Below are 6,195 nucleotides of genomic sequence, written 5' to 3'. Positions count from 1 at the left end.
GGGGTGAGGAGGAGCAGGGTGAGCCGTTCGGTGGCCGCGGGGGGCGCGTAGCCGGTGAGCCAGACCAGGTCCGGGCCGGGCGCCACCAGCAGGCCGGCCAGCCCTGCGTCGCCTGCCGCCCGCACGGCCCGCTCCATGCGGGCCCGGTAGTCGTCGGCGGTGAAGCGCGCGGGCGTACGGCCGGTCATCCGGGCCTCCCTGGAAGGACGTGGTGACTACGGGCAGCATCCTGCCCGGTCGGCAGGGGCGGCGCGACCCGGTCGACGGGTTTGGGTCGGACGAAGGGGCGGGTCCTGACGTGCGACCGCGGCATACCGGGCGAGGACGAGGGGGCCGTGCCGGACGGGACGTACGCCGGCCTGGATCGAGGAGTCCCTCGGCGAGCCGACCGGGACGCGCCGGCACTGCTCGCCCTCGACCGGCGGCGCCCGGCCCCGCCCGCACGCCCTCACCGCTCACCCGCTCACCCGCTCACCGGGCCGTCAGGTGACGATTCCCGGCACGACCGTCAACTGCTGGTAGCCACCACTCCTGTGACGGACTGTCACTTTGGTTTCCTTGCCCGGTTTCGCCTCCTCGACCGCCCGTGCGAGATCCGCCGCCGAGTCGATCCGGTTCCTGCCGAAGTGCAGTACGACGTCCCCGCGTACCAGACCGGCCGAGTAGCCGGGGCCGGGGACGTGGACGGCGACGATCTCGGCGCCCGCCTTCTCCGCGTCCACGATCTCCAGGCCCAGGGTCGCGTCGGCCGGCTCCGCCGGCGCCGAGAACGGCGCGGACGGACGCGGACCCGCCTGGGGCACGGCGCCCGCCGCGGCTCCGCCCGTCTGCCGTTGCAGCTCGGCCAGCTTGCTCGCCCCGATCACGGTGGCGCCCACGGTGCCCAGGCCGACGCCGGACAGCACCAGGACCGTACCGACGAGCATGCCGGACAGCAGGGTCGTCAGACGCCTGCCGCGGCGGCGGGCCGCATGGGGGTGGCGGGGCCGGCCGTCGGACGGCGGGCCGCCGCCGGGCTCCTGGCCGGGCATGGGCTTGGGACGCAACGCGGTCTGTTCCATGGATCGCCTCCGGCTGGTGCTCTACCCGGCGACCGGGGGCGCCACGAGCCACGAACGAGTGAGACTGACCAGCGGTCAACAGCGGTACGGCGCCCCGGCACGGGTCTCACGCGCGCGGGGACAGCGCCGCGACCAGGGCCCGCGCGGCACCCGTCGGCGTACCGGCGTGGACGAGTTCCACCCGGTGGACGACGCGTGGCGCGGTGATCGGTACGGCCACCACGCCGGGCACGTGGGCCGTCGCCGAGCGGGGCAGGAGGGTCAGACCGTGGCCCGCGGCGGCGAGCGCGGCCAGGACGCGGACGTCGGTGCCGTCGTAGCGCAGGGCCGGACGGAAGCCGTGGCCGCCGTTCGCGGCGCGGAGCTGGGGCAGCGGCAGGCCGGTGTCGGGGGCGTCGATCCAGCGGGCGTCGGCGAGGTCGCCGAGGCGCAGTCCGGTGCGGCGGGCGAGGGGGTGGCCGGCGGGCAGCAGGACGCCGACCTGTTCCTCCTCGACGCCGTAGGTCGTCAGCGGTGCCACGTCGGGCAGCCGGAGGGGGTCGCTGGGGGCGGCCAGGCCGTCGACGAGGCCCACGTCGGCGGTGCCCGCGGCGACGGCGGCGGGGACCTCGTCGCGGGCGAGCACGCGCAGTGTCACCCCGGCGGACGGCAGGGCGGCGAGGGCCGCGGCGGTGAGCGCGGTCGCGGAGGTGGCCAGGGTGAGGCCCTGGTCGGGGGCGGCGGCCATCCGCACGACGTCCGCGCGGGCCGCCTCCAGCCGCAGCAGCAGGGGGCCGGCGTGTTCGAGGAGCCGTGCACCGGCCGCCGTGGGGGCGACGGGACGGCGGGTGAGCAGCGGCGCGCCGAGGTCCTGTTCGAGGGCCGCGATGTGCTGGGAGACGGCCGACTGGGTGTAGCCGAGGGTGCGCGCGGCCTCCGAGAAGGAGGCGAGGCGGGCCACGGTGACGTAGGTGCGCAGGAGGTGCGGGTCCATTCCCCCAGGATCGCATCAGCTCTGCTTATCGGAGGTGCAGGAATCATCGTTGGACGTGAAGTGGGGGCGGCTCCGAGGATGGCACACATGACCGACAGCAGCGCTCAGCTCACCGGCACCGCCCGGATCGCCAAGATCGCCCTCGTGGGCGACCACTCCCCCAACGTCGTCTCGCACACCCGGATCCCGCTCCTGCTCGACGCCCTCGCCGCCCGCGACCGGCTGGTCCTCGACGCGTACTGGATCCCGTCGGCCGACGCGGAGGCCGAGGGCGCGGTGCGCGGCTTCGACGCGGTGTGGGTGGTGCCGGGCAGCCCGTACCGCAGCGAGGCCGGTGTCCTCGCCGCGATCCGCACCGCCCGCGAGGAGGGCATCCCGTTCCTCGGAACCTGCGGCGGGTTCCAGCACGCGCTGCTGGAGTTCGCCCGCGACGTCTGCGGGCTCACCCAGGCGGCGCACGCCGAGAACGATCCCGACGCCGAGGACCCGCTTTTGGAGCCGCTGGCCTGCTCGCTGGAGGGCCACGAGGACACGGTGCTGCTGGAGCCGGGCTCGCTGGCCCGCGAGGTGATCGGACGGGAGTCCACGGTCGAGCGCTACTCCTGCCGGTACGGCCTCTCCCGGCACGCCGACACCCTCGTCGCGCACGGCCTGCGCTTCTCCGGCCGGGATCCGCGGGGCCAGGTCCGGATGGCCGAACTCCCCGGCCACCCCTTCTTCCTGGCCTCCCTCTTCCAGCCGGAGCTGTACGGCGACGGCTCGCGCCCGCACCCCATGATCCGGGGGCTGGCGCGAGCCGCGGTCGCGCACGCGGCGTGACGGACGGCCGCGCGGGCCGTGTGAGCGTCACCGCTCCGTCGTTCCGCAGGGTCAGCCGACCGGCAGTGAGGGTACGGCCGGTGCGCGGTCGGGCAGGAAGCCGTGGGACCGGCGGGACAGGTAGGAGTCCTTGTAACGGTCCACCACCCGGTGCCAGTTGAGGATGCCGGCCATCCAGTTCTGGAGGTCGCCCACATAGCCGCCCATGGCCTCACGGGCTTCTGCCGACAGGTCGAAGTCGTCGTACAGCACGGGCAGTTCGTGGGCGACCACGTGCTCGAACTGCTGCATGCGCTGGGTCATCAGGTCGTGGACGACGCCGAGCGCGGCCGGGTAGTCGCAGCCGAAGAAGTTCTGCACGACGAGGATCGCGTTGTGGATCTCGCCCTCGAACTCGATCTCCTTCTGGTACGAGAAGACGTCGTTGAGGAGGCAGGCGTAGTCGATGGCCGCGTTCTCCAGCGAGCGGACGGGGCCGCTGGCGTACACCTCGGGCGGTACGGCGGGGCCCTGGCCCATGCGGCACAGGCTCAGGGTGAGGTCGGAGCCGAAGGTGGCGCGCCGCATCTCCAGGTAGTCGACGGGGTCGGGGATGCGGTTCTGGAGCTGGTTGGACAGCTCCCACACCCAGCTCTCCGTCATGCTGTCCACCGCCGTGCGCAGGGTGCGCCGCTCGCCGGGGGTCATCCCGGCCGTCGTACGCGCCCACAGGTCGATCAGCGAGCGCTCCATGGCGTTCAGCGGGACGAGGGTCTCCTCGCCGTCGACGGGCATGCAGGCCGACAGGCGGGCGGTGGTGACCCTGGCCGCGGCCAGGTCACGGCGGTTGCCGTACACCAGCGGGTAGTAGTCGTCGCCGTAGGTGCCGAAGGCGAGCCAGGAGGCGCTGAGGTCGAGGGCCTCGGGACTGCCGTCGGGGTCCAGGCCGGCCGAGCACACCGCCAGGTCGCAGGAGGCGAGCTTGTCCTCGTCCCACACCCCTTCGGAGAGCATGCCCATACGGCGCGTCCACCCGACCAGGTTGTGGCGGGCCCGGTCCAGATGCGGGCTCAGCTCCACCTGGAAGGGCATGTGGAACGCGGGCAGCCGGGAGGGGCCCACCTTCTGGAACGGCACATGCGTGTACGCGCGCAGGCGTTCCGCGGCGGCCGAGGCGAGCAGGGCGCCGATGTCCGCGGCGGAGGTGCCGGGGCGGGTCAGCTTCTCCCAGGGCGAGGTGGGCCCGGCTCCCTTGTTCATGTACCGGCTGGAGCGCATGTGCCACTCGTGGCCGCCGGACTGCCAGTCCTGCAGCCCCTTGGTGTAGGCGGCGACGGCGGCCACTTCGTCAGGCCGCAGGCCGTTCTCCACGGCCAGCGCGGGCACTTCGGTCACGGCGGTGTGCTCGAACTGGTGGAGACGCGAGGTGAGGATGTCGTTGACGGTGTCGGCGGCCTCCTGGGTGGTGCAGCCGAAGAAGGTCTCCAGGACGAGCACGCCGTTGCTCAACTCCCCCTCGTCCTCGACCTCGCGCTGGTAGGAGAACAGGTCGTTGCGCAGGTGCACGCCGTCGGAGAAGGTCTCCATGAGCACCCTGAGCGGCCTGGACCGGGCGACGGCGGCCGGGACTTCGGCGGTCGCGTACTCCACGAGCCCCGCGGACCAGGGGGCGCCGCCCACCTTGCGGCGCATCTCGATGTACTCGACGGGGTTGGAGACCCGCCCCTCGTTGATGTTGGACAGCTCCCACATCGACTCGTTGAGGAGGTGCTCGGTGGCGACGGCGAAGCGGCTCCGCCAGTCGGCGGACATCGCCGGCACGGTGCGCGCCCACAGGTCGGCGAGGCCCGCCTCGACCGGGTTCTCCGGCTCCGGCACGGGGGTCGCCAGGTCGAGCGGCATGAACAGCGGGAGCCGGTCCAGGTGGGCCTTGCCTGCCGCCCGGTCCGGGGTGCGTTTGAACATGTCGAGGAAGTGGTCGTCGAAGAAGAACACCCACACGTACCAGTCGGTGATCAGCGACAGGGCGGGGCCGTCGCAGTCGGGGTGGGTATAGGCGCAGAGCAGGCCGTAGTCGTGCGCGTCGAGGTCGGCCTGCTCCCAGATCCCGGAGCCCTCCAGCATGCCCATCTCGCGCGCCCACGCCGTCGAGTGGGCGCGGGCCTCGTCGAGGTGCGGGTTGAGCCGCGCGGGATACGGCATGTAGAAGTGCGGGAGTTCGAACGGCTGCGTCATGGCCGGGCCCTACCCGGCGCCCCCAACCCTCATCCGTGGGGCGGCACATGATCACACCATCGCGTGAACCAGGGGCGAATCCTTGCGAATCGGGCGCGCTTGACCCTGGGCGGACGCGAGGGTCCGCGCCGCCTCACTTCCTGGTCTGGATCAGCGCGTGCGTCCCGCCGGTCCGCCAGCCCTGTCCCTCGGCGGCGGTCAGCGCGGCCTCCGTGCCGGCGGACAGCCCGGTGATCACGTCCGACTTCAGGGTGCGCAGGGCGGCGACCGGTCCGGGGAAGTACGCGGTGACCTCGCCGAAGGGGGTCGTCGGCGGCCACAGCCGGTCGCCCACCAGGCGCCGGTAGTTGAGGTCGCCCTTGACGATCGTCAGGGTGGCGCCCGCGAACTCGGCGCGCAGGTCCTGCGGCATCCGCCCGTACGGCAGCGGGGCGGCGGCGAAGGGATGGGCGCGGACCGTCAGGGTGCCGTCCGCCATGGCCGCCCACAGCCGCCGCCCGTACCCGCCGGCCGCGCCCGGAGCGGCCGTCAGGCGGCGCAGCGCGTCGACGACGTCGGCGGTCGTGGCGTCCGAGACGTAGTAGGGATACGGCTTGACGTGCAGGACGACCCGGCCGGCCCGCCCGTGGGCGAGGAGATGGGCGGCGAGGAGCAGGTCGGGGATCAGTTCGCGGCCGGCGTTGTCGGCGACCAGGCACAGCGTGCCGTCGGCAGCGCGCGGGGGCGCCAGCAGCGCCCACAGTGCCTCGCTGTCGTCGGCGACGAGTCCGGGCACGGCGGCCCTGTCCCGCGCGCCCGCGTCGGAGAGCCGGAAGCCGAGGTCGGCGCGGTTGCCCCACAGGGAGCCGTGCAGCAGGGCCTGTGCCTGTTCCGGCTCGGGGCGGCCGTCGAGGCCGTCGAGCGCGGCGAGTTCGTCGTCGGTCTCGGGGGCGTCCAGTTCGGCGAGCTTGAACGGGCGGAACGGGTCGAGGCCCTGCCAGGGTCCGGGCCGGAAGTAGCCGACGGCTTCGAGCAGCAGACGGTAGAAGTAGCTCTCCGACCACAGCCAGGGCACCTCGTACCAGGAGCGGCCCGCGTACGCGTCCAGCCCCCAGGCCCGCCACCTGTCCCGGTCGTGCGCGTCGGCGG

General features: G+C 73.5%; 6 protein-coding genes. 1 reads left to right on the top strand and 5 read right to left on the bottom strand.

Features of this window, described 5'->3' with window-relative positions; all coding sequences use genetic code 11:
* From BZL64_RS35765 to BZL64_RS35755, 3 genes are all read right to left on the bottom strand, one after another.
* On the bottom strand, positions 1 to 188 hold a 188-nt coding region (locus BZL64_RS35765; RefSeq protein ID WP_208639591.1), incomplete at its 3' end, for an aminopeptidase P family N-terminal domain-containing protein.
* 294 nt (positions 189 to 482) lie between these two features.
* Entirely contained in the window at positions 483 to 1,061 is a 579-nt protein-coding gene (locus tag BZL64_RS35760; protein WP_086773208.1) for a PDZ domain-containing protein, read from the bottom strand.
* Between the two features lie 106 nt (positions 1,062 to 1,167).
* Positions 1,168 to 2,034 (bottom strand): LysR family transcriptional regulator, encoded by an 867-nt coding sequence (locus BZL64_RS35755; RefSeq protein WP_086773207.1) that lies wholly within the window; start codon positions 2,032 to 2,034, stop codon positions 1,168 to 1,170.
* 87 nt (positions 2,035 to 2,121) lie between these two features.
* On the opposite strand from BZL64_RS35755, the gene BZL64_RS35750 reads away from it, so the two are divergent.
* Positions 2,122 to 2,853, top strand: a complete 732-nt coding sequence (locus tag BZL64_RS35750; RefSeq protein WP_086773206.1) for a CTP synthase C-terminal region-related (seleno)protein — start codon at positions 2,122 to 2,124, stop codon at positions 2,851 to 2,853.
* A gap of 51 nt (positions 2,854 to 2,904) precedes the next feature.
* Here the strand turns inward: BZL64_RS35750 and cyc2 are convergent, their stop codons facing one another.
* The gene (gene cyc2 / locus BZL64_RS35745) at positions 2,905 to 5,067 is read right to left on the bottom strand and encodes a germacradienol/geosmin synthase Cyc2 (RefSeq protein ID WP_086773205.1); all 2,163 of its coding nucleotides are present in this window, start codon (positions 5,065 to 5,067) and stop codon (positions 2,905 to 2,907) included.
* A gap of 133 nt (positions 5,068 to 5,200) precedes the next feature.
* Positions 5,201 to 6,195 (bottom strand): damage-control phosphatase ARMT1 family protein (locus BZL64_RS35740; protein WP_107430418.1); only part of this gene is annotated, 995 nt, incomplete at its 5' end.

The organism is Streptomyces bobili (genome assembly GCF_002154575.1).
Taxonomy (GTDB): domain Bacteria; phylum Actinomycetota; class Actinomycetes; order Streptomycetales; family Streptomycetaceae; genus Streptomyces; species Streptomyces bobili.
The sequence above is the reverse complement of the archived record's forward strand: the minus strand, read 5'-3'. Positions and strand labels throughout refer to the sequence as shown.